Annotated in this window: 18 protein-coding genes; 8 read left to right on the plus strand and 10 right to left on the minus strand. The window is 73.4% G+C overall.

The features are described from left to right. Positions 1-63: 63 nt before the first annotated feature. The 8 genes from ACIQGZ_RS27665 to ACIQGZ_RS27700 form a co-directional block, all read right to left on the minus strand. Positions 64-732: a spherulation-specific family 4 protein gene (locus ACIQGZ_RS27665; RefSeq protein WP_402607027.1), complete on the minus strand. Its 669-nt coding sequence runs from the start codon at positions 730-732 to the stop codon at positions 64-66. A gap of 73 nt (positions 733-805) precedes the next feature. After that, complete coding sequence (locus tag ACIQGZ_RS27670; protein WP_402606937.1) at positions 806-1,705, minus strand: NAD-dependent epimerase/dehydratase family protein; 900 nt, start codon at positions 1,703-1,705, stop codon at positions 806-808. A 4-nt stretch (positions 1,706-1,709) separates the two neighbouring features. Further along, complete coding sequence (locus ACIQGZ_RS27675) at positions 1,710-2,423, minus strand: sugar phosphate nucleotidyltransferase (RefSeq protein WP_402606939.1); 714 nt, start codon at positions 2,421-2,423, stop codon at positions 1,710-1,712. A gap of 26 nt (positions 2,424-2,449) precedes the next feature. After that, positions 2,450-3,466, minus strand: coding sequence for an SDR family NAD(P)-dependent oxidoreductase (locus tag ACIQGZ_RS27680; protein WP_402606942.1), 1,017 nt, complete (start codon positions 3,464-3,466; stop codon positions 2,450-2,452). Between the two features lie 101 nt (positions 3,467-3,567). Further along, the gene (locus ACIQGZ_RS27685; RefSeq protein WP_402606944.1) at positions 3,568-5,289 is read right to left on the minus strand and encodes a hypothetical protein; all 1,722 of its coding nucleotides are present in this window, start codon (positions 5,287-5,289) and stop codon (positions 3,568-3,570) included. Next, positions 5,286-6,878 (minus strand): GT4 family glycosyltransferase PelF, encoded by a 1,593-nt coding sequence (gene pelF / locus ACIQGZ_RS27690; RefSeq protein ID WP_402606947.1) that lies wholly within the window; start codon positions 6,876-6,878, stop codon positions 5,286-5,288. The genes ACIQGZ_RS27685 and pelF overlap by 4 nt, the downstream gene beginning before the upstream one ends. A 172-nt stretch (positions 6,879-7,050) precedes the next feature. Next, positions 7,051-9,360: a hypothetical protein gene (locus tag ACIQGZ_RS27695; RefSeq protein ID WP_402606949.1), complete on the minus strand. Its 2,310-nt coding sequence runs from the start codon at positions 9,358-9,360 to the stop codon at positions 7,051-7,053. A 1,369-nt stretch (positions 9,361-10,729) separates the two neighbouring features. Beyond that, positions 10,730-12,262, minus strand: a complete 1,533-nt coding sequence (locus ACIQGZ_RS27700; protein WP_402607029.1) for an ATP-binding protein — start codon at positions 12,260-12,262, stop codon at positions 10,730-10,732. Positions 12,263-12,477: 215 nt separating this feature from the next. Here ACIQGZ_RS27700 and ACIQGZ_RS27705 point away from each other — a divergent pair, with 215 nt between their 5' ends. Further along, positions 12,478-12,831: a hypothetical protein gene (locus tag ACIQGZ_RS27705; protein ID WP_402606951.1), complete on the plus strand. Its 354-nt coding sequence runs from the start codon at positions 12,478-12,480 to the stop codon at positions 12,829-12,831. A gap of 3 nt (positions 12,832-12,834) precedes the next feature. Then, positions 12,835-13,269 carry a response regulator gene (locus tag ACIQGZ_RS27710; RefSeq protein WP_402606953.1) on the plus strand — a complete coding sequence of 145 codons (435 nt, stop codon included), beginning with the start codon at positions 12,835-12,837 and terminating at the stop codon, positions 13,267-13,269. A 58-nt stretch (positions 13,270-13,327) separates the two neighbouring features. Here the strand turns inward: ACIQGZ_RS27710 and ACIQGZ_RS27715 are convergent, their stop codons facing one another. Then, on the minus strand, positions 13,328-15,007 hold the full coding sequence (locus ACIQGZ_RS27715; RefSeq protein WP_402606955.1) for a hypothetical protein: 1,680 nt from the start codon (positions 15,005-15,007) through the stop codon (positions 13,328-13,330). A gap of 311 nt (positions 15,008-15,318) precedes the next feature. Between ACIQGZ_RS27715 and ACIQGZ_RS27720 the strand changes: the two genes are divergently transcribed. The 6 genes from ACIQGZ_RS27720 to ACIQGZ_RS27745 all read left to right on the plus strand — a co-directional run bounded on the left by ACIQGZ_RS27720 (position 15,319) and on the right by ACIQGZ_RS27745 (position 22,386). Next, entirely contained in the window at positions 15,319-16,176 is an 858-nt protein-coding gene (locus tag ACIQGZ_RS27720) for a hypothetical protein (RefSeq protein ID WP_402606958.1), read from the plus strand. 132 nt (positions 16,177-16,308) lie between these two features. Continuing rightward, the gene (locus tag ACIQGZ_RS27725) at positions 16,309-17,778 is read left to right on the plus strand and encodes an NAD(P)/FAD-dependent oxidoreductase (RefSeq protein WP_402606960.1); all 1,470 of its coding nucleotides are present in this window, start codon (positions 16,309-16,311) and stop codon (positions 17,776-17,778) included. Between the two features lie 4 nt (positions 17,779-17,782). Continuing rightward, positions 17,783-18,322 carry a MarR family winged helix-turn-helix transcriptional regulator gene (locus ACIQGZ_RS27730; protein WP_402606963.1) on the plus strand — a complete coding sequence of 180 codons (540 nt, stop codon included), beginning with the start codon at positions 17,783-17,785 and terminating at the stop codon, positions 18,320-18,322. Then, entirely contained in the window at positions 18,319-18,897 is a 579-nt protein-coding gene (locus ACIQGZ_RS27735) for an NADPH-dependent FMN reductase (protein WP_402606965.1), read from the plus strand. The genes ACIQGZ_RS27730 and ACIQGZ_RS27735 overlap by 4 nt, the downstream gene beginning before the upstream one ends. A 111-nt stretch (positions 18,898-19,008) precedes the next feature. Next, complete coding sequence (locus ACIQGZ_RS27740) at positions 19,009-20,190, plus strand: PQQ-dependent sugar dehydrogenase (RefSeq protein ID WP_402606969.1); 1,182 nt, start codon at positions 19,009-19,011, stop codon at positions 20,188-20,190. A 288-nt stretch (positions 20,191-20,478) separates the two neighbouring features. After that, positions 20,479-22,386, plus strand: coding sequence for a bifunctional metallophosphatase/5'-nucleotidase (locus ACIQGZ_RS27745; protein WP_402606971.1), 1,908 nt, complete (start codon positions 20,479-20,481; stop codon positions 22,384-22,386). Positions 22,387-22,494: 108 nt separating this feature from the next. On the opposite strand, the gene ACIQGZ_RS27750 is transcribed toward ACIQGZ_RS27745, so the two are convergent. After that, positions 22,495-23,004, minus strand: coding sequence for a hypothetical protein (locus tag ACIQGZ_RS27750; protein WP_402606973.1), 510 nt, complete (start codon positions 23,002-23,004; stop codon positions 22,495-22,497). Between the last annotated feature and the right edge of the window lie 165 nt (positions 23,005-23,169).

The following is a 23,169-nucleotide window of genomic DNA, read 5'->3' on the forward strand; positions in this document are numbered from 1 at the left end:
CGGATACGGCCAGCAGCGCGAGGCCGGCCGCCACCGAGACCGCCGCCGTCCGGCGGCGGGCGGTCATCGGTCCGCTCCCAGCGGCACCGGCACGCCCGGCCGCAGCGAGTCCGGCGGGCTCTGCCAGGGATTGGCGCCGCTGCCCGGCACCGCGCAGTGCACCCCGGCCCCGCGCAGCCGGGAGGTGCGGGCGACCAGCCCGCCGTGCCCGGCCGGCACCCCGTGCACCAGGTGGCAGAAGCGCGCCGGGGGGTGGTCGGCGGTCCAGCGCGGTACCCCGGCCTCCTGGTACGCCGCCCAGTCGCCTTCGAATGTCACCAGCAGGTCTCCCAGGTCGGGGTCGGCGTAGCCGGGGTCGGGGTGGGTGCCGTGGCCGAGCACCACCGTGGCGGCGCCCAGCGCGCGGGCCGCCACGGTGAGCCGCCGGTGGTAGGGCAGCAGCTCCGGTTCGGTGGCGGCCTGGTCGAAGTAGACGCCGTCGGTCCGGTACCAGTCCCGGTAGCGCACCAGGTCCTGGACGGCGGCGCTGTGCGGACGGCTGCCGTAGCCGGTGTCCACGTACCCCAGGACCCGCACCCCGGCCCCGCGCAGCTCCTCGGCCGCCGCCGCGAGGACGTGGTCGGGGGCGTCGCCGGGGCCGTCGGCGGCGTTGAGCACGACGCCGTACAGCCGGTCGGCACAGCGGACCAGGGCCCGCCACGCCTCGCCGTCCACCGCCGGGTGCACATACATCGGAACCAGCAGGTCCCCCGCCAGGTTCGCGGTCACCGCCGTCCCTTCCACCAGGTCGTTCCCACCTTCGCCATCAGGCCGCCGATTCGACGGGGGAGTACTCGGCCCACAGGTCGGCCAGCGACACGGCCAGCGACCGCTGCGGCCGCCAGTCCAGCGCCTCGGCGGCGGCCGTGATGTCGGCCTGCTGCCAGGAGACGGCCGCCGAGCGCTCGGAGCCGGGGCCGCTCTCGTCGATCCGGCCGCCGAAGCCCGCCGCCGCCACCAGCCCCCGGGCGACCTCCCGGACCGGCCGCGCGACGCCGCCCGCGACGTTCAGCACCCGGGGCAGCGCGCCCGGCCGGACCACGGCCAGCACCACCGCGCGGGCCACGTCGCGGACGTCCACGAAGTCGCGGTGCGCGGAGAGGTCGCCCACCCGGACGGTGCCGCCCGGGTGGGCCCGGCGCAGCTCGGCCGCCAGCCGGCCGGCCAGCGAGGCGGCGGGGGCACCCGGGCCGACCGGGTTGAAGACCCGCAGCACCACGGCGTCCAGCGGGCTGTCCGCGACGATCGCGGTACCGGCCAGCTTGGTGGCGCCGTAGACGCCGCCGGGCCGGGCCGGGGCGGACTCCGCCAGCGAGGAGCCGGGCGCGCACGGCCCGTACTCGCCGGCCGAGCCCAGGTGCACCAGCCGGGCCTCCGGCGCGGCCGCGCCGAGCGCCTCGCAGAGCACCGCCGGGTAGCGGGCGTTGAGCTCGGTCAGGTGCAGGGCGCCGCCGGAGGTCGCCCCGGCGCAGTTGACCACGGCGTCGGGGCGCAGCCGCCGCAGCCCGGCGGTCAGCTCGCGGACGTCGGCCGACGCCAGGTCGGCCCGCAGGTCGCAGTCGGCCGAGCGGCCGCCGGTGAACAGCCGGGCGTCGGGCAGGACGCCCAGCTGCCGGGCGGCGTGGCGGCCGAGGAAGCCGGTGGCTCCCAGGAGCAGGATGCGCACCGCCTCACGCGTCCTTGAGCAGCAGGCTGCGGTTGCCGGCGAACTCGGCGTTGGCCCGGTCGTAGTCGTCCGGCCGGCCGATGTCCAGCCAGTAGCCGTCGAAGTCGTAGGCGGCCGGCGGGGTGTCCGCCTTCAGCAGGTCGAGCACCAGGTCGTCGAAGCCCAGCGGCAGACCGGGGGTGTAGCGGGAGAGGGTGTCCCGGGAGAGCCCGTACACGCCCATCGAGACGCTGTAGTCCAGGCTCGGCTTCTCCCGGAAGCCGGTGACCATGCCGTCGGTGGTGGTGAGCACGCCGAAGTCGATGGAGACCTTGCGGGAGTAGGTGGCGATCGTCAGCGGGGCGCCGGACTCCGCGTGCTGCCTGAGCACCGCGCCGTAGTCCAGGTCGGTGAGGACGTCGCCGTTCATCACCAGGAAGTGATCGGGCAGCCGCTCCATCATGGTCAGCAGCGGGCCCATGGTGCCCAGCGGGCTGTCCTCGACGGCGTAGCCGACCCGCAGCCCCCACTGCGAGCCGTCGCCGACGTAGGCGCGGATGATGTGCCCCAGATGGCCGATGGCCAGGGTGCAGGTGGTGAAGCCCGAGGCGGCGAGCTGCCGCATCACGATCTCCAGGATCGCGTGCTGGTCACCGATCGGGACCAGCGGCTTGGGCAGCGCGGTGGTGTACGGGCGCAGGCGCACTCCCTTGCCCCCTGCCAGAATCACTGCGTGCATGGTGATACCCCCTCCTTGATGGTACGTCAGACGTTGTACAGGCCGGTTTTGTAGCGGGCCAGGTTCGCCGGGTCGCGGAAGAACTCGATGGTCCGCAGCAGCCCCTCCTCCAGGCTGTGGCCGGGCTCCCAGCCGGTGGCGGCGCGCAGCCGGGACGCGTCGCAGACCAGCCGCATCACCTCGGAGTTGGCCGGGCGCAGCCGGGCCGCGTCCTCGCGGACCTCCAGGTCGGCGCCCATCAGCTTGCCGACCAGGGCGACCAGGTCCCCGACCGAGATCTCGCCGCCGGTGCCGGCGTTGAAGGTGCGGCCGACGACCTGCTCGGCCGGCGCGGTGCCGACCGTGGCGAAGGCCGCGGCGGTGTCCTTGACGAAGGTGAAGTCGCGGGTGGGGCGCAGGTCGCCGAGGGTGATGACCCGCTCGCCCGCCGCCACCTGGCCGATCACCGTGGGGATGACCGCCCGCATCGACTGCCGGGGGCCGAAGGTGTTGAACGGACGCAGCGTCACCACCGGCGTCCCGAAGCTGGCGTGGTAGCTGTCCGCCAGCCGGTCGCCGCCGGCCTTGGAGGCGGCGTACGGGGACTGGGTGTTGATCGGGTGGTCCTCGCTGATCGGCACGGTCTGCGCGGTGCCGTAGGTCTCGCTGGTGGAGGTGTGCACCAGCCGGGGGATCTCCAGGTGCCGCACGGCCTCCAGCACGTTCAGGGTGCCGGTGACATTGGTCTCCACATATGAGTGCGGGGCCTGGTAGGAGTACGGGATCGCGATCAGCGCGGCCAGGTGGTACACCGCCTCGGCGCCCTTGACCAGGCCGGTCACCGACCCGGGGTCGCGGACGTCGCCGAGGACGATCTCGACGCTGTCCAGCACGTCGGCGTCCAGGGTCTCCAGCCAGCCGAAGGAGGAGAAGGAGTTGTACTGCACCATGGCGCGCACCCGGTGGCCGCGGGCGACGAGCGCCTCCACGAGGTGCGAGCCGATGAAGCCCTCCGCTCCGGTGACGGCGACGGTCGGCGGGGTTCCGGTGGTGGCGGTCGACATGGGGTGCCTTTCTCGGCGTGATCGGTTCTCGGCGTGATCGGTCGTGGCGGCAGCGGCCGGTGCGGCCGGCCGGGAGAGGTGGCGGGTCCGGGGCGGCCCGGTCAGCGGTGCGCGGTGACTTGGCTCAGCTGGGAGCGGGCCACCGCCGCCAGCAGCAGCGCGGCGAAGCCGCAGGCGATGAGCTGGAGCGCCGCGGTGCCCGCCAGGTGCTCGGCGGAGCCGGCCACCTCGAAGAGGGCCGCCGTGGCGCAGACCACCGCGGGCGGCCAGGCCGTACCGAACGCCTGAAGCAGCAGGGCCGTCCACAGCACCGCGCCCAGCAGCAGCAGGGCAGCCATCCGCAGCGGGTTGGGGAGCGGGGCGTGCGGCCACAGGAGTGCGACGGCCAGGCCCAGCCCGGCGAGCGCGGCGAGGAAGCCGCCGAGGGTGATCAGCAGCGTGCGGCCGGTGTGGGCCAGGAACTCGGCGCTGGTCCTGCTGACCCGAAGGCCCGCCAGGGAGCGGCTGCGAAAACGATACAGCAGCCATTCGGCCGCACCCATGCTGAGGGTGAGCGCCACCGCTGAGGGACCGTTGACGGTACCGCCGGCACCGTAGTGCCAGCTGTCGCCCAGCGACGCCAGCAGCACCAGCACGCCCACGGCCAGCCCGAACACCCCGTGCGGCAGCGACGCCGCCCGGGTCGGCCGCACCACGTCGGCCTGCGGCCCGGACCGCCGGAACCGGACCACCCGGCCGCCGGCCAGCGCCACCGCGAGGGCGAGCGAGGTCAGCAGGAACGCGGCGCGCGCCACCGAGGGCAGATCGACCACCAGCGTCAGCGCCGCACCGATGCCGGTCGGCGCCAGGGCGGCCAGCAGATACCGCTGCCGGCCCAGCACCATCAGCAGCGTCGCCGCCGACAGATACGCCGACTGCCCGGCCGCGAAGGCGACCACGGCGCCCGGCGCCCCCCACGGCGCGGCCGCGACCGCGCCCAGCACGGCCCCCGCCAGCCCGCCGACCGCCAGGCAGCCGGCCGCCTCGGACCGGGCCCGCAGGCCCAGCCACTGGTAGGCGCGATGGGACAGCGCCTGGTTCCAGGCCCACCCGACGAGCACCGAGGCGGCCAGCGCCAGGGTGCCCGGCGAGGTGCTGCGCGCGCCGCCGCCGCTGTCGGAGCCCAGCAGCGGGGCGCCGAGCAGATAGGCCAGTCCGGGCAGCGCGAAGACCACCCCGCGCAGCAGGCAGTGCCACAGGCTGCCGCGCCAGGGGTCCACCGCCGGGGCCTTGGGTTCGGGATGGACGCGCTCCACCCGGTTGAACAGGTCCTCGGCCAGCGCGAAGGAGTCGGGCCGGCCGTAGCGCAGCGCGGCCTGCTCGTCCGTCAGGCCGTCCGACTCCAGCACGGCCGCGATCTCGTACGGGTGCACGGCGGCGGCGCAGATCACGCCCAGCCGCTCCGCCAGCTCGTCCAGCGGGTCCTCCGGGACCCACTGGGGGCGGCCCGGCGGGCGCAGCACCCGCAGCGCCAGCGTCTCGTCGTGCCGGGGGTGTTCGCGGTGCAGGGCCTCGCGGGGGATGCGCAGCCCGAGGGTCTGGTCGTGCCGGACGTCCCCGCTGCCGCCGCCCGGGGCGGCCTCGCTCGAACGGCCCGCTTGGGGACGGGCCTCCTGAGGGCGGGCCTCTTCGGGGCGGGTCAGGCCGCGCGGGATGCGCAGCGCCAGGGTCTCGTCGTGCCGGGGGTGCTCGCGGTGCAGATGCCCCCGGGGGATCCGCAGCGCCGGCTCCTCGTCCGGGAGCGGATCGGGCTCGTCCGGTACCAGTCGCAGGTGGCCGCTCACCAGCCGCCCCCCGCCGCCTGCGCCTCCCCGTCGGCCAGGCCGTCCTGGTCGACCTGGTCGCCGGTGATGGCCCACCAGGGCAGGACCGGCGTCTCGCCCCGGTGCCGGGGCAGCTCCTCGGCCGGGCGCGACCGCTGCCGCAGCAGATCGGTGTAGATGTCGCGGAAGCCGTCGATCGTCTGGCGGAGCGTGAACTGCTCGATGATCCGCAGCCGGGCCTGCTCACCGAGCCGGGCGCGGCGCGCCGGGTCGCTCAGCAGCTCCAGCGCGGCGCGGCCCATCGCCTCCGGCTCGCGGGGCGGCACCACCAGGCCCGCGTGCCCGACCGCCTCCCGCACCCCGCCGACATCGGTGGAGACGGTGGCGCGGCCGCAGGACATCGCCTCGATCAGGGTGAAGGGGAAACCCTCGCTGATGCTGGACAGCATCACCACGTTCCCCGCCGCGTAGGCGTCCCGGATGTCCTCCACCCGGCCCTCGAAGACGACGCCCTGCGCCACCCCCAGCTCGGCGGCCAGCGCCTCGCACGACGTCCGGTACGCCTCGCCGCCGCGCGGCACACCGCCGAAGATCCGCAGCCGGGCGTCGGGTATTCGCGCCCGGACCACGGCGAAGGCGCGGATCAGCGTCTCCAGGTCCTTGATCGGGTCGACCCGGCCGGCCCAGCTGAGGGTCGGCACCTCCGGTTCCGGGCCGGCCGGCGGGAAGGCCGCCGGGTCGACGCCGTTGTACACGGTGCGGATGCGCTCCGGCGGCGTACCGCCCCGTTCCTCCCAGCGCCGGTTGTACCGGTTGCCCGGCGTCACCAGGGCGGCCCGGCGGTAGCCCTCGGCCGCCAGCATCCGGTAGAAGCCCAGCAGCAGCGCCTTCACCGGCCAGCGGTGGCCGTCGCCGCCGTAGCCCAGATAGCGCTCCCGCAGGTAGATGCCGTGCTCGGTGAGCAGGAACGGCGTGCCGTACGCGTGGTTGGCGACCAGACCGGGCAGCGTGCTCAGACCGCCGCTGACCGCGTGGGTGATGCCCTCCGACGGCGGCTCCGCGTTCAGCGGGCGCAGCGCGTGTTCCAGCAGGTCGGTGGCGGTGAGGGCGTCGTGCAGGGTCGGCCGGGACGCGGCGGTCGCCAGCTGCGGCCGGTTCCAGACGTCGGTCAGCATCTGGAGCGCGCCCTCGGTGCGGACGGCGGGGCCCAGCTCGCCGGCGCGGCCGTACTCCGCCAGCGCGTACAGCTGCGGGCCGAAGTGAGGCTCCGACTCCGGGTCGAGCAGGGAGAGCAGGAACAGCTCGTAGTCCTTGAGGAAGCGGCGCAGCTGCCGGCCCCGAGGGGCGCCCCGGGTCGGCGCCGGGCCCCACAGCGGCACCGAGGTCACCTGGGTGACATTGCGGGGGAGCTCCCAGGCGAGGTCCTCGCGGCCGGTGCCGGTCACGGCGATCACTCGGAAGTCGAACTCGGGCATGCCCTGGACCAACTGGTCGCACCAGACGCTGACACCGCCGTGGCTGTGCGGGTAGGTGCCTTCGCTGAGCATCGTTACGGGGCCGCTCCAGGCGGCGGCAGCGGTGTTGCCGAGCTTCTGCAGGGGTCTGTTCATGATGGTGAGCTCTTCCTCCCCTGAGGGCGGGGGGGTTCGATGCGGGCGCGCCCGGTGGGACAGGGCGCGCCACGGGTGCCGGGCACCGGGGTGGTCGGGCGGCTCAGCGCCCTCCCACCCCGGCCCCGGCTGCCCCCGCAGCCTGCGGACTCCGTCCGGCCGTACGGCCCTGCTACCTCTTGACGGTGCGGTGCTGCGCGGCGCCGTGGCCCTGGGCCGGCTTGGCCTTGGACGCCTTGGACGCCTTGGACGCCTTGGCCTGGGCGTGGCCCTTGGCCGGCTTGGCCTTGGCGGTGGCGCCGTGGGCCTTGCCGGAACCGGCGTGGCCCTTGCCGGCGGTGACGCGGTCCTGGTCGGCGGGGCCGACCGGCACCGGGGTGCTCACACCGCTCGGCACCGGGAGGCTGCGCGCCGCCGGAGCCGTCTTGGCGGCAGCGGTGGCCTTGGCGACCTTGGCCGCGACGACCGCCTCGGAGCTCGGCTGACCGGCCGGCGTGGCGTCCGGGTCGAGCACCAGGGTGACGCTGGTCTGCCGCTGACCCGGGAGGGTCCAGCCGGACAGCTGGCCGGCGTACGCGGTTCCGAAGGCGGTGCTGCCGGAGCGCAGCAGCTGCACGGTCTCGGCCGGAGCCGTGAACGGCACCTCGACGCCGGTGGGGGCGCTGACCGTGATCGCACCGCCGACGCGGTACGCGGTCACCTGGTCGGCGGCGACGGCGGCGGCCCAGGCGGCGCGCCGCTGCATCTCGATGCCGGCCTCCTTCTGGGTCGGCGAGACCACCGGGGTGTTGGCGTCGAACAGGTCGGCGTAGTCGCCGAGGATCTTCTCCAGCACCGGGTAGGCGATCCGGTCCTCAGCCAGGTTGGACTGGTGGATGAAGTGCGGGTCCAGGTCGTTCTTCAGCACATGGCCGAGGTCGATCCGGGCCTCCAGCGGCACGATGTAGTCCTGGTAGCCGGTGCTGGTGTTCAGCGGGGCCGGCAGGCAGGTGGAGATGGCCGAGCCCTCGCAGGAACCGCTGCCGCCCTGGGCGCTGCTGGTGTAGATCCAGTTGTACTCGTCCACCTCCTCCTCGGCGGTGCCCGCGTTGTAGAAGATATTCATCGGGTGGCGGGGCACGGTCAGCGCCGAGCCCAGCGCGCGCTGCTGCGTCTCACGCGAAGCGTCGCTGGCCAGCCACTTCACACCGGTGGCGGTCAGCGCGGGCGCCAGGTAGGGGTTGTCGGCCGGCTGCTGCGGGGTGGTCACCAGGCCCGAGTGCTCGCCGGTGACCAGGACCGACCCGTCCACGGTCAGGCCGTTGGTGGCCGCCCAGGTCAGGTTGTCGCTGATCTGCGAGGTGATGACGGACTGGCTGGTCCACACCGGGTTGCCCGAGGCGTTCAGGGTGCACTGCCACGGAACCACGGTCACGTTCTGGACGCAGCCCAGGAACTCGTGGTTCATGGTGTGGTTGATCCAGCCGAAGGAGGTCTGGTCGGCGATGAACTGCTGCGCCAGCGGGTCGCTGCCGCCGTTCTCCGCCTTGTAGTCCTCGCTGCCGCCGCCGTTGTAGGCGAAGGTGATCGGGAAGTCGTGGTCGGCCGTCCACTGCTTGGCGTACTGCTCGTCCGCGACCGACATCCGGATCGGGTTGCTGTCCGTGTTGCTGCCGGGCGGGCAGGTGACGTCGCCGGGCGTGCACTTGAGCGTGGTGCTCCAGCGGTCGTCGGCCAGGAAGAGGTCGTCGACGGTCACCGAGAAGTAGTTGCGGTCCTGGCCCAGGTGGATGCCCTGGGTCGCCCACTCCACCATGCCCCGGGCCAGCAGCCGGAACTGCTGCTGGTACTCGTTGTAGACGAAGCTGACGACCAGCTCGCTGCGGCCGTCGTGGTCGTACTGGCCGACCAGCGAGCCGCGCGCGGAGGTGCCGGGGATCGGCGCGTCCACCAGCGGGGTGAACGCGGCGCCGGCCAGCGGGGTCGCCAGGTAGCCGTAGCTCTCGCTGACGGTCGGGTCGTTGTCCTCGAACGGCACGCTGCCCTTGAGATAGCCGAACGCGTTGCTCTTGCCGGCGGTGGTGACCTCGGCCGCTATGCCGTCCAGCGAGCCTATGTAGCCGGGGTCCTGGGCCCAGTTCAGGCCGACCGCGGGCTGCGAGTAGGTGTAGGCGTCGATCTGGCGGATGCCGAACTCCGCCTCGTAGCCGGCCAGTGCGGTCATCTCGGCGGAGCCGGCGCCGAACGGGTTGTCGTTCGGCAGGACGACGGCCTGGAACTTGGCCCGGTCCTCACCGTTCACCGTGTCGCTCAGGAACGCGGCGTCGATGGTCGGCCGGCCGGCGGCGTTCAGGTCCACCCGGGTGTAGGGCGTACCGGCGCTGTCCAGTTCGGCCCTGATGGCACCGGTGGCCTCGCCACCGTCGTCGACGACCAGCAGTCGCAGGTCGATCCGCGGCTGGTCGGTGACCGCCTGGGCGGCGGTCGTCGGCGCGAGCGCCATGATCAGGCCGGCAGCTGCGCAAGCCGCGGCAAAACGGGTTCTTTGACCCATGCGTCCCCCCTCGGAGCACAGGCGCGCACATCGTGCGCGCTTGATGTGTGTGGTTGCGGAGCACCACGCCGACCGGCGTGACACCCGCGTGAAGGTCCTTCACCATCCCCCGTGTCGCCGACGCCCCGTACGCCTCTTCTGCACGGTCACGTCGTATGCCCCCCCAAGCACCCCCGCTCCGAAGCGAGCGGCCGCCGACGACTGCGCGGCAGCCTACCGCAACACCGACCCCCGCAACCCCCTGCAAACCTGACGGACCGGTACATGCCCAAACGAGCCTCCGTTGCCGGTCCGCCGCTGGTCAACCCCCTCTCGGGGCCCTTGGTGCACCCGTTGGCACCAGGGGCGGAACGGCCTGGCGAATCGGCTGCGAACTGCTCTGAAACGCCCGGCCGACATCGCCGCGCCGGCCGTTCTCCGCACCTCGCGCCCCGGTCGGCAATGGCAGCAACTGCCGGAGATGCGCGGGAGGGCGCCGATTCCGGGTGCGTCCGCTTTTCCAGGGCTTTGCCCAATGGCGCTTATCGCACCGTCTGTTCATCGGGCCAGGGTTCCTGTGGTGAGCCCTTGAATGTGATGTGACGCTCTCTTGGTGAACTGCACACAATATCCATAGAGCGGCGGCAGGCCGGGCGCTGGTGCGAGTGCCGCAGTGGGGTGGGCGGTGGCGCAGGTCACAGCGGTCGGTAATCGAGCGGTCACGGTTCCGCCGGGGCGGATGCCGACGGTCCGATCCGGTGTCGTCCATCTCGTCCGGGCTGCCCGTCGCGCCGAACTCCCGGGCGGTATCGCGGGCGTGGCGGCCGATGGCGCGGTACCGGAAATCGGGCGCCGGGGGCGGCATGGCCGGTCGGCTGGGAAGTTGAATGAGCAACGGAATCCTGGGGTTTCTCGTCGGGCGTCTGCCCGTGGAACGGAAAAGACTTGACGGCCCGGCTCGGCTTTCCGGAGCGGCGTCCGCCCGGCCGGCTCCCGGGCCGCCCCGCACCCCGCTGGACGGCGCGGCGGGACGGCGGCGCCCCGGCGCACCGCACCACCCGCGAGCTTCGGCGTGACGGGGATCACATCGGCGGTCGGCCCGTGGGTGCGGCGCTGACCGTTGCTCAGGCATGGTGAGGCGCGGGGCCGGACAGCCCGCACCGCGACAGGCCGCCATGGCCGCCACCGGCAGTGGGCTGACCGGCGTGCCGGCCGCCGCCGTACGCCGCACGGGCGGAGCCCGGCGGGGGTGGCTGCGAGGCCGTCCGGAGGGCCGTACGGGCTCCGGACGGGCCCCGGGCCGCCGGGTTCAGGGCTGCCGGGTTCAGGGCTGCCGGGTTCAGGGCTGCGGTGGCTCCTCGGCCGCGGGCAGGGTGAAGGTGGCGCGGGTCCCGGGGGAGTGGCCGGTGTCGATGCCGATGGTGCCGCCGTGGAACTCCACGACCTTGCGGCACATGGCCAGGCCGATGCCGTTGCCCGGGTAGGCGTCCTTGGTGTGCAGGCGCTGGAAGATGACGAAGACCTTCTCGGCGTACTGCGGGTCGATGCCGATGCCGTTGTCGGTCACCGCGAACCGCCACGACCCGCCGTCCCGGACGGCCTCGATGCGGATGCGCAGCGGCCGCTCCGGGCTGCGGAACTTCACCGCGTTGGACAGCAGGTTCTGCCAGAGCATGCCCAGTTGGGTGCCGTCCCCGGCGACGGTGGGGAGCGGGTCATGGGTGACCTCGGCGCCCGCCTCCTCGATGGCCACGCTGAGCGCGTCCAGGGTGGCGGTCAGGGTCTCCTCCAGGTCGACGGTGGTGTGCTGGTTGTGGACCCGGCCGACCCGGGAGAAGGCGAGCAGGTCGTGGATCAGCGTCTGCATGCGGTTGGCGCCGTCCACCGCGAAGGCGATGTACTGGTCGGCGCGCTGGTCGAGCTGCCCGGCGTAGCGGCGCTGGAGCAGCTGGCAGAAGCTGGCGACCTTGCGCAGCGGCTCCTGGAGGTCGTGCGAGGCCACATAGGCGAACTGCTCCAGCTCCGCGTTGGAGCGGCGCAGGTCGGCGGCCTGCTCATCCAGCTGGTGCCGGGCGTGCTCGGTGAAGGCCAGCTCATCGGCCAGCCGCTGCCGCATCGCCTCCACGTCCTCGGCGAGCCGGCGCAGGTCGGCGGGGCCGGTGCCGGCGATGGCGTGCCCGAACTGGCCGGCCGCCACCAGACGGGCGTCGGTGGAGAGCCGCTCCAGCGGGGTGGTGACACCCCGGCGCAGCCCTTCGAAGACCAGGACCGCGAGCAGCAGGATGACCCCGGCGATGGCGGAGAAGATCCAGTTGCGCAGCGTCAGTGAGTGGTCGAGGTCGGCCCTGGCTCGGGCCCGCGATTCCTGGAGGTGCTGCTGCTGGCCGCCGGTGGCCTGGCGCAGCGCGTCGAAGGCGGCCCGGCCTTCGTCGGCGCGCTCGGTGGCCAGCGGGATCGGGCCGCCGCCGGGTGCGGCGGCGATCGGCTCGGCGATCCTGGTCTGCCAGGCCCTGGCCCGGGACAGCACCAGCTCCAGATCGGCGCGCGCCGCCGGAGCGGAGCCGACCAGTGGCCGCAGCCGGTCGACGGCGGCCGTCTCGTCGAGGAGGCCCTGGGTGTAGGGCTGGAGGAAGTCCCGCTGTCCGGTCAGGCCGTAGCCCCGGATGCCGGTCTCCTGGTCGACCAGCGCGGCCTCCAGGCGCACCGCCGAGGTGAGCGCCGGCGAGCCGACGTCCACCAGCTGGTTGGTGGCCGACGCGGTCCGCGACAGCGTCCAGATCCCGAGTCCGCTGAGCAGCGCCAGCACGGCCAGCGAGGCGCTGACCCCGGTCTGGAGCCACCGCCTGGTCGTCCAGCCGGACCAGCGGTGCATGCCGCCGGACGCGTCTTCGACCCGTACGCCCCCAGCGGTCTCGCGCGGTGCCGGGGCGGTCTCGATCGCCACGTCTCTGCCTCTCCGTGCCCGCCCCACCGGGGAGCGGGAGCAACCCGTCCGGCCGACCCGCGTCGGCGCGGCAAGAGCCTCACAGTACAGCCCGGCCGACAACACTGGTTGTCTCACCTCCGGGTGGGCCATAGGGTGGGCCCATGCCCGGCACGCACTTCTCCCTCTCGCTGAGCGAAGTCGAGATCGCCGCGCTCCTGGAGCGGGCGGTTGACGACCTCACCCGACGCGCGGCCGACCGCGCCTGCCAGCCGCTCGACGGCCATGACGGCGGCCCGACCGAGGCCCTGGCACACCTCCATATGCTGGTGCACCTCCAGCAGGCGGTGGAGCGCCTCGCCGACCGGGCGGCCGAGCAGGCCGCCGAGGCCGGCGCCGGATACCCCCAACTGGGGCGGGCCTGCAACATCAGCCGCCAGGGCGCCCGGCGCCGCTGGCCCGGGTTGGTCACCGCACAACCCAGCCGCCCTACGACGCACACCGACCGGAGCCGATAGATCATGATGGCAGCCCCCACCCGCCCCTATGACGTCCTGCTGGTCGAGGACGACCCGGCCGATGCCATGCTCATCGAGGACGCCCTGCTGGAGCGCGGCGCGGCTCGCAGCCTGACCCAGGTGCAGGACGGTGTCGCCGCGCTGGACTACCTCCGCGACCCGGCCACCTCCCGGCCCGACCTGATCGTGCTGGACCTCAACATGCCCCGCATGAACGGCCGCGAGTTCCTCTCGGTGCTGAAGGTGGACGAGCGGCTGCGGGCCATCCCGGTGGTCGTGCTCACCACCTCCTCCGCCCCGGACGACGTCTCCGGCGCCTACCAGCGCCACGCCAACGCGTACGTCACCAAGCCGGTGAACCTCGACGACTTCATCCGGGCCGTCCACAGCATCGACGCGTTCTACCTCGACACCGCCGCCAAGCTGCCCCGCGACTGAACAGGCCCACCCGGACGACCAGGTGCGCGGGGCCCCGCCCCGCGCACCTGGCGTACCGTCACCGCACGTCGACGAAGTCGAGCGCCGAGCGGGCCGCGAAATGGCCGGCGTCCCCCGCGAAGGAGACCGCCCAGGTGCCGTCCTTCGTGGCCTTGACCTTGACGCTGAAGCGGCCCTTGCGGTCCGTGACGGCCTTGGCCACGGTCCGCCAGGCGGTGGAGCCCTGGGCCCGGAAGACCACCGCCACCCGCTGCTTGCCGTAAGCCCGCCAGGCCGTGGTGCCCTGTTGGAGCACGCCCTTCACGGTGACCTTCTTCCCCTTGGCCACCGGCTGCGGGGAGATCTTCACGCTGACCACGCGGGCGTTGGTGCGGGCGAGTCTGACGCCGCCCGAGGCCCGGTCCTGGAAAGCGGCGCCGGCGCGGTGGTGGACGCGGTACCAGCCGGAGAGGTGGGTGGTCGTGGCGGAGACCTTGAAGGAACCGGTGGCGCCCACCGAGGCGGTGGCCAGGCGCTTCCAGCCGGTCTTCCCCGTGGCCGAGTACTCCAGGTCGACGCTCTGGCCGGTCACCCTGGGCGAGCCGGCCACCGTCGCGGCGAGCTTGCCGGTGGCGGTGACCCTGTGGTCGGCGCCCAGCACGGCGTGGAATCCGGTGACCGCGACCGGCAGCTGGACCTGGAGCGGGACCGACGCCCACGCGTTGCTCAGATAGGGCTGCTCGGCGGCGGTGCTGACACTGAAGTTGCCGGGCCGCCGGACGGTGAACCGGGCGCTGAACGAGCCGTCCGCGCCGGTGACGGCGGTGGCCTTCGCGGCCGGGAGGTCACCACCGTCGTCGTAGGTCAGCGTCACCGTGCGGCCCGCCAGCGGGTGCCGGGTGCCGGGGGCGGCGTTCTCCTGCCAGTCGGCGACCCCGGAGACGGTCACCGTCGCGCCGGAGAGCACCCGGGTGGCGGACGTCTTGGCGGTGAGTGCCACGGTGCCGTCGACCAGGCCGACCGACAGGTTGCAGGCGGCGGTGCCGACGACCTGCGCCGCCGGGTCGGACCCGTCGTGCGCGGTGATCCGGAAGGTGGCTCCGCCGGCCACGGTCAGGCTCTGGCGGAAGGAGCCGTCGTCGGAGATCGGCACCTCGACGGTCGCGGTGTCGGCGCTGTTCTGCTGCGTCCGCGCCACCGTCACCGTGCCCACGAAGGGCTGGAGTTGCCCGTCGCGGGGGTCCCGGCCCAGGACCGTGCCCGAGACGGTCACCGCCTTGTGGTCGGCGTCGACCGTGGCCCGGTCGGTGCGGGCCACCGTGACCACCGGCTGGACGGTGTAGTCCAGAACCCCGGTCGCGGAGACCGCGGTCCCCGGGTGGCTCGGGAAGGGCAGCGCGGCGTAGACCTCGTATCTGCCCAGGGCGTCGAGCTGGACCGGCTCGCTGGTGTACCAGGTCTCGGCGTCCTCACCGGGAACCCACGTCACGGGCACGACGAGGTACGGCAGCGCTGTGTTGTACGGCCTGATCCGCAGCACGTCCGGCGGAAGCAGTGTCGTCGGCGCGTGCAGCATCACCACGCCCCGGGCCCCCGGCCGACTGCCGAAGGCGTCCTTCGGGGATATGGAGTCGCCGGTCGCGGTGCAGCTGGGCGCCACCGCTGCTCCGCTCGTGGCGGCCGGCGTGGCCAGGGCGCTCGTCGGCACCGCAGCCGTAAGGAGGGCCGCCAGCAGAACGGCCGTCAGAGAGCGTTTCACACAGGACCCCCGTCATGGGTGGGAAGGCGGATCACACGGAACCTCATGTCCCGGACCGACCATAGTGGCCGGGACTGACAGCCGGTCCGGAACGGCAGTGTTCACCGGCTCCACGGCCCGGCACCTCTCGGCGGCGCGGCCCGGCCCGGTCGCCGGCCGGGCGGTGACCGGACGGTGGCCGGGCGGGGGACGGCCCGTGCCGCCGCAGGTCTGGTGGAGACGCCGCCGCTGCTCTAGGGTGCCGTGCTGCTGCCTCTGAGCGCGTCGCTCGCGGGACATACCTGAGAAACCCCTACCCGAGTGGAGAAGCCATGGGGCACCCCACCGCGAAGACCCGCAGACGGTCCACCCTGTTAGGCGCCGTGGCCCTGGCCGCCGTCACAGCGGTGGCCACCACGGGCGGCGCCGCGCCGGTGCGCGGCGGCCACGGCGGTCAGCCGAAGGGGAGCTGCGCCGACCGCTCCCACTCCCGGCTGCTGTTCTGCGAGGACTTCGAACACCTGCCGCGCGGCGGCGCCACCAGCCTCCACTGGGGCGTGGAGACCAAGCACGCGACGCTCAAGGTCGAGCGCGACCAGGGGCGCGGCCGCGACCACCGCCCGGGGCAGGTGCTGCACCTGCACACCCAGGGCAACGGCTACGCCTTCCTGGACGTCAATGACTTCGCCGCCCCCGGCAACAGCTTCTACGGCCGGATGCGGGTGCGGGTCGACGCCTTCCCCACCGCCCCGGACTGGGCGCACTTCACCCTGGTCGAGGCCACCGGCAGCGGCGACGGCAGCGTGGTCCGGCCGATCGGCGGCCAGTACGTGCCGACCGTCGGACGTGGCACGGCGCTCTGGGGCGTCGGCTCCGACGGCGGTCCGACCGGCGACTGGACCAACTGGCGGGAGTCCGCCCCGGCCAAGGCCGCGAAGTGGTCCTGCATGGAGTGGCAGCTGGACGCCACCCGCAACCGGGTCTCGGTGTGGATCGACGGGAAGCCCAAGCCCGACCTCACCGTGAGCACCACCCAGCACGGCGGCAACCCCGTGGACTTCGTCCTTCCCAAGATCGACAACGTCCGCATCGGCTGGCAGCTCTACCAGGGGAACCCGGCCCCGTCCTCCTATGACGTACGCCTGGACGACCTGGCCCTGGGCACCAAGCGCATCGGCTGCGGAAACTGACGTCCGGACACTGACGTCCGGACACTGACGTCCGGACACCACGGATGACTCCCGCCCCCACCCGGCCACCACCGGGCGGGGGCGGTTCCGTTCGGATAGGGTCACCTCGCAACACGGCGTGGAGGGGACCGCATGGCGCGGGTTGCGGTGGTCGGCGGCGGGATCGGCGGCCTGGCCGCCGCGCTGTTCCTGGGGCGCAGGGGCCACACGGTGACGGTGTGGGAGCGCGACGGCCGCCGCCCGGGTACCGACCTCGACCAGGACTTCTTCGCCTGGCGCCGCCCGGGGGTGCCGCAGGCGATCCAGCCGCACGGCCTGCTCGCCCCGGTCCGCCGGATACTGCGCGCCGAGGCCCCGGACGTGTACGAGGCGATGCTGCGGCTGGGGGCCCGCGAACGTCACGAGTTCGAGTGGTTCGCCGAGCGGCCGCCGGCCCGCCCGGGGGACGAGGACCTGGTGACCGTACAGACGCGGCGCATCGTCCTGGAGGCCGCGCTGCATGACGCCGTACGGCGCGAGCCGAGCGTCGAGGTGCTGCTCGGGGAGGCGGTCACCGGACTGCTGGTCGACCAGCACGGGAACATTCCGCAGGTCACCGGGGTACGGTCGGCAGCCGGGGCGCACCCGGCCGACCTGGTGCTCGACGCGGGCGGCCGCCGCTCCCCGGTCACCGGCTGGCTGGCCGAGGCGGGCTGCCGCAGCGCGGTGGTGGAGAACCACCACATCGGGATCGCGTACTTCTGCCGCTGGTACCGGCTGCGCGCCGACGGGCCGCGGCCCCCCGGGCGGGTCAGGACCGGCTCGATGTCGGCCTTCGCCGTCGGCGGGGTGTTCCCGTCGGACAACGGCACCTTCGCGGTGGCCCTGACCGTCTCCACCACCGACCCGACCCGGGGCGCCCTGCGCGACCCGGCGGTGTTCGAGGCGGCCGCCCGTTGCTTCCCCGCTGCCGCCGCCTGGTTGGCACTGGACCATGGGCCGATCTCGGACGTGCATGCGATGGCCGGTCTGGACAACCGCTGGACCGCCCTGGTGGATGACACGGGCCCGGTGGTCAACGGGCTCGTCGGCGTCGGGGACTCCGTCACGCACACCAACCCCACCCTCGGCCAGGGCACCGCCCTGGCCCTCCAGGCCGGGCAGTGGGTGGCCCATCACCTCGACGCCGCCCCGGCCGACCCGGCGGCCGTCACCGAGGACCACCACCGGTGGTCCCTGCGGGCACTGCGCCCCTGGTTCGATGCCCAAGTCGCGGTCGACCGGGCCAATGCGACCCGGCTCTCGGCGGGGGAACCGCCGGGGCCACCCGCTGCCATCGCCCGGGAGCGGGCCGCCCTGGCCGCGTGCGCGTTCGACGATCCGGTGGTGATGCGGGCCCGAGCACTGGTCCGCCACCTGGTCCTCCCCGCGGAGCAGGCGTACGGCACCGAGGAGGTACGCACCCGGGTGGCGCGCCGGCTGGGCGACCACCCGGACTTCACGCCCACGTTCGACGGCCCCGACCGTGGGGAGTGGGAGGCGGTCACCGACCGGGGCGGGCCCCCTTCACCAGCTCATCTCAGCTGGGAACATCCGGCAGCAGAAGATCCTGCCCTAGAGTGAACGGATGGACGACCCGTCACCCGCCCGGCCCACCGATCTGACCTGGCTGCTCATCCGGGCCGCGCAGCACCTGCGCGCCGAGCTCGACTCGGTCGCCCGCGCGCACGGCCTCGCCGGGCTGCGCGACTGGGTCGTGCTGGCCGCCCTCGACGCGCACCGGGGGCGTACGCAACTCCAACTCGGCGGTGAGCTCGGCGTGGACAAGACCACGCTGACCCTGGTGCTGGACCGGCTCGAACGCGACGGCCTGGCCGTCCGCCGCAACGACCCCGCCGACCGGCGCGCGCGCATCCCCGAGATCACCGACGACGGCCGCGCCCTGCAAGGCCGGATCGCCCTGGCCCGCGACCGGGCCGAGGCCGCGCTGCTCAGCTGCTGCACCGACCAGGAGCAGCAGCAGCTGCGCTCGCTGCTCACCCGCCTGGCCGGTCCGACCGGCGCCGGCGGCCCGGTGTGCACCGCAGCCGCCGCCTGCACCGAGGCTCCCGCCCGCACCGAAGACCGGGCGACCCCCACCAACCGCGACAGAGGAGAAACAGCGTGACACTCATCCAGGTCGTCAACGGCTCCACCCGCGAGGGCAGGTTCAGCGAGAAGGTCGCGGCCTGGGTGGTGGAACACCTCGCCGCGCGCGGTGACTTCGACGTCGAGGTGCTCGACCTGCGCGACCACCCGCTGCCCTTCTTCGACCAGGCGCCCCCGGCCCGCACGCTGCGCAACTACCCCAACGAGGAGGTGGCCCGGCTGGGGCGCGAGCTGGACCGGGCGGACGGCTATGTCGTGCTCGTCGCGGAGTACAACCACGGCTACACCGCCGTGCTGAAGAACGCGATGGACCACACCTTCGTGGAGTGGCGGCGCAAGCCCATCACCTTCGTCGGCTGGGGCAATGTGGGTGGCGCCCGCGCGATCGAGCAGTTGCGGGAGGTGGCGGTGGAGTTCGAGATGGCGCCGCTGCGACACGCCGTCCACATCATGCCCGACCTCATGCGGCCGGCGATGCAGTCCTCGGACCCGTTCGACACCGGGGTGTTCGCCCCGCTGGAGCCCAAGCTGAAGCTGCTGGCCGAGGACCTCGCCTGGTGGACCACGGCCCTCACCACGGCCCGCGCCCGGTAGCCGGGACGACGTCCGGCCCGGCCCGCCGCCCGCCGGGCGCGGGTCGGCGGCCCGGGTTAGTCTGCGCACGGCCGGGCAGCAGCCGGTCCGGGGCGGCAGGAGGGACGGTCGATGAGGCGTCGCAGCACCGCGCTGGCGGTCCTTCTCCTGTGCGCCGCGCTGCCGCCGCTGTCCGGCTGCTCGTCGGGCGCCGCCGGGACGGCGGTGGGCAGCGCGCCGCCCGGTACGCCCGCCGTCTCCGGTACATCCGATGCCTCCGGTAAGCCCGGCGCGTCCGCCGCTCCGGCGAAGGGCAGTGCCAGGGTCACGGCGACCGTGGCGGACGGCATCGAGACCCCATGGGGGCTCGCGCCGCTGCCGGGCGGCGGACTGCTGGTCTCCTCCCGGGACAGCTACCGGGTGTACCGGGTGGACCCCGGCAGCAGGCGCAAGACCGTCGTGGGCACGGTGCCCGGCGTGGTGTCCAATGCCGCGCAGGGCGGCGAGGCGGGGCTGCTCGGGCTGGCGCTGTCCCCGGCCTTCCGGTCGGACCGCCTGCTGTACGCCTACTACTCCAGCGCCACGGACAACCGCATCGCCCGGATGACGTACGACCCCACCAGGCCGGCGGGCAGCCAGCTGGGGCCGCCGCAGGTGATCCTCGCGGGCATCCCCCGGGGCGTGCACCACGACGGCGGCCGGATCGCCTTCGGCCCGGACGGGATGCTGTACGCGGGCACCGGCGACGCGGGCAGGCCCGCGTCGGCGCAGGACAAGTCGTCGCTGGGCGGCAAGATCCTCCGGATGACGCCGACGGGCGCCCCCGCGCCCGGCAACCCGTTCGGCGCAACGGTGGTGTACAGCTACGGCCACCGCAATGTGCAGGGCCTGGCCTGGGACCCGCAGGGCAGGCTGTGGGCGTCGGAGTTCGGGGACAAGCAGGCCGACGAGCTGAACCTGATCCTGCCCGGCCGCAACTACGGCTGGCCCGCGACCCAGGGCAGGACCGACCACCCCGGCTACACCAGCCCGGTCGCCCAGTGGGGCACCGAGGAGGACTCGCCCAGCGGCATCGCCTACGCCGAGGGCTCGATCTGGATGGCCGCGCTCAAGGGCGAGCGGCTGTGGCGCATCCCGCTGGACGGCACCCGGGTGGCCGCCGCCCCGCAGGCGTTCCTGACCGGCACCTACGGACGGCTGCGCAGCGTCCTGGCCGACCCCGACGGGACGCTGCTGCTGACGACCAGCAACACCGACGGCCGCGCCCACCCGCGCCCGGGTGACGACCGCATCCTGCGCCTCACCGTCCACTGACCCGGACCGGACCGCCGGGCAGCAGAAACGTGGTGATGGTGCGTCAGCATCCCTGCCGCACAAGCGGCTTGGCGTACGACGACACCGGCGAGGGTCGCCGCCCCACCGTGCGCCCGGACACTGTCCGGCCCGGACTTCCGCCCGCCGGGAGCGAGTTCACGCGCCGTCCGACACCTGACGTACAGCCGGAGGAAACCACTCCGTTACCTTTACGGCCCTGACAGCTACGCGCGTTGACTCTAAGCTTCCCCGTGCCACGCACCTGCCACGTACGGCGAAGGGAAACCCTTGTCCGAGTCCATCCGCCCCGGCGCCCGCCGGCGCCGCCTGCTGATCGCGGGGGCCGCCTCCGCGAGCCTGGTCGCCCTGGCGATGCCGACCGCAGCCGCCTCCGCTCCGGTACACCACCGGGCCCCGGCACACCACCCGGCCCCGGTGCGGCACCACCCCCCGGTGCACCACCCGGCTCCCGCGCACCACCCGGCTCCCGCGCACCACCCCGCGAAGGTGCGTGTCACCAACCTCCAACTGCTCGCCATCAACGACTTCCACGGCAACCTGGAGCCCCCGGCGGGCTCCTCCGGCACCATCCAGGAGAAGGACGCCACCGGCGCGATCGTCTCCACCCCGGCCGGTGGCGTGGAGTACCTGGCCACCGCGCTGCGCAACGCCCGCAAGGGCCACAAGGACTCGCTCACCGTGGCGGCCGGCGATGTCGTGGGCGCCAGCCCGCTGCTGTCCGGCCTCTTCCACGACGAGCCGACCATCGAGGCGATGAACAAGCTCGGCCTCGACGTCACCAGCGTGGGCAACCACGAGTTCGACGAGGGCTCGGCCGAGCTGCTGCGCCTCCAGAACGGCGGCTGCCACCCCACCGACGGCTGCTACGCCAAGGGACGCAAGTTCAAGGGCGCCGACTTCGAGTACCTGGCGGCCAATGTCACCAGCGAGAAGACCGGCAAGCCGATCCTGGCCCCGTACTGGGTCAAGAAGGTGGACGGCATCAAGGTCGGCTTCATCGGGGTCACCCTCAAGGGCACCCCGGACATCGTCACCGCGGCGGGCGTCAAGGGCCTGAAGTTCGGCGGCGAGGTCGAGACGATCAACAAGTACACCGCCCAGCTGAAGAAGCAGGGTGTGAAGACGATCGTGGCGCTGATCCACGAGGGCGGCTACCCGGCCGGCAACACCTATGACGCGGACTGCGACTCGCCCGGCGCCGGTGCCGGCATCTCCGGCCCGATCGTGGACATCGCCAAGAAGATCGACCCCGCGGTGGACGCGATCGTCACCGGCCACACCCACAACTCGTACAACTGCACCATCGCGGACCCGGCCGGCAACCCGCGCCGGGTGACCAGCGCCGCCTCCTTCGGGCGCCTCTACACCGAGATCGACCTGCCGATCAACCGGGCCACCGGTGACGTGCTTCGCAGCTCGGTGAAGGCCGCCAACCACGTGGTCCGCCGGACGGTCCCCAAGGCCGCCGACATGACCGACCTCATCTCGTACTACCAGAAGATCGCCGAGCCGATCGCGGGCCGCACCGTCGGCTACATCTCCGCCGACATCAACGGGCGCGGCAGCAGCGCGTACGAGAAGCCGCTCGGTGACGTGATCGCGGACTCCCAGCTGGAGGGCCTCTCCGCCGCCGACAAGGGCGGCGCCCAGATCGCCTTCATGAACCCCGGCGGCATCCGGGCGGACCTGGTGCAGAAGGCGTCCGGCAGTGAGGGCGACGGCGTGGTGACCTACGCCGAGGCATTCGCGGTCCAGCCGTTCACCAATATGATGAACGTGATCGATCTGACCGGTGCGCAGCTGATCGCGGGCCTCCAGCAGCAGGTCAGCGGCGCCAACGAGGCCGAGCCGAAGATCCTCCAGATCTCCCGGGGCTTCGGCTACACCCTGGACCTGACCAAGTCCGGCGCCGACCGGGTCGTCGTCTCCTCGATCCGGCTGAACGGCGAGCCGATCGACCCGGCGAAGACCTACCGGGTCGCCATGAACGAGTTCCTCGCGGGCGGCGGCGACGGCTTCGCGGCCTTCGCGGGCGGTGGCAACAAGCTGGTCGGCGCCTCCGACCTGGATGTCTTCACCGGCTACCTGACCGGGCACTCCTCGGCGGCGGCTCCGCTGGCCCCGCCGGCCCAGGACCGGATCACCGTCATCGGCTCCGGCGTCAGCCTGGACTGACCGGACTGATCCACGACTGCGGCGCGGGGGGGGGGGCCCCGGGGCCCCCCCCGCCGCGCCGTGCCGCGCGTCCGGGGTCGGCGGCCCTCCCGCCGGCTCTCCGGCCGGTCAGAAGTGCCAGATGTTGACCTTGAGGCCCTTGTCGGCGGCCCGGTTGTACGGGTTCCATGTGTGGGTGCCCACCGTGGTGGGGCCGACCCAGTTGGAGTCGACCACCTTGAAGTTGTGGTGGCCGAGGTTGGCGACCACGATCGCGGTGTGCATCCCGCTGTAGAAGGTGTCCGGGTCCGAGGCCGAGTTCAGCTGGATCACGTCGCCCTTGACCGCGTTGGCGGCCGAGACCCGGTGGCCGCCCTCCCGCCGGTAGTCCGAGTAGTAGCCGCCGCCCAGCGAGACCGAGCCGCCCGTGGCCTCCTGGACCACGTCGTTGACGAACTGCTTGCACTGGCCGCCGTACCCGCCCACCTTCTCCAGGGCCCGGTCGGCTATCGAACTGGTGCTGAACTGGGCGCTGACCGTGCTGCCGGCCGGGGCGGCGTAGGCGGTGGCGGGGATCGCGGCCATCCCGGCGAGGCACAGACCGGAGACGGCGGTGATACGGGTGAGCAGAGTCGTCATGCGTCGTCCTGGGGGGTGTAATGGCGGCGAAACGGGGTAAAGGGCCGCACAGGGCTCGGAATGTCCGGTCATCCTGAGCGGAGCCCCGCCGACCGGGCAATGGCCGCTGTTACTACGCGGTCCCGTATCCGAGGGCCGCTCTTGACACCCGCCGCCCCGGTGAGC

The organism is Streptomyces sp. NPDC092296 (assembly GCF_044755465.1).
Taxonomy (GTDB): Bacteria; Actinomycetota; Actinomycetes; order Streptomycetales; family Streptomycetaceae; genus Peterkaempfera.